This is a genomic window from Streptococcus oralis (genome assembly GCF_001579025.1).
Lineage (GTDB): Bacteria > Bacillota > Bacilli > Lactobacillales > Streptococcaceae > Streptococcus > Streptococcus oralis_X.
This window is the reverse complement of record NZ_KQ970235.1, coordinates 1053272-1053820: the sequence shown is the minus strand read 5'-3', so window position 1 is coordinate 1053820 and position 549 is coordinate 1053272. Positions and strand designations below refer to the sequence as shown.

Sequence of the window (549 nt, the reverse complement as noted above, 5' to 3'; positions counted from 1 at the left end):
TGGTTACCTCAAAGTAACGGACATCACTCTCCAAGTGAAAACTGACGGAACAGTAGAAGTAACCGATGTCGGAGAGAAAGACTCTAAAGGTGAAGACAACAAAGTCGTCACCAACGGCTCAACTGTTACAGTAACCGACAAAGACGATGATAGTCCAAAAGCTATTACTTTCAGTAAAGTTAACCTTGGCGGTACAGAAATTGCAGGAGCTCAAATCAAGATCTACAAGGGCGATAAGGCAGAAGGCACAGCCGTAGAAAGCTGGACATCCGAAGCTGGTAAGTCTAAAGATCTCAACTTGGCCCCAGGAACTTACACCTTCCATGAGGAAGCAGCCCCAACAGGCTACCTCAAAGTAACCGATATCACTTTCCAAGTCAAACATGACGGCACAGTGGAAGTGACCAATGTTGGAGAAAAAGACTCTAAGGGTGAAGAAAACAAAGTTGCCACAAACGGTTCAACTGTAACTGTAACTGATAAAGATGATGACCTTCCACGTAAGATTACCTTCAGTAAGGTAAGCCTTGGTGGAACAGAAATCGCTGG

1 protein-coding gene is annotated in these 549 nt (G+C 44.6%); it reads left to right on the top strand.

Annotation, left to right across the window (positions count from 1 at the left end; translation table 11 throughout):
* On the top strand, positions 1–549 hold a 549-nt coding region (locus tag SORDD27_RS10305), incomplete at both ends, for a prealbumin-like fold domain-containing protein (RefSeq protein WP_231069319.1).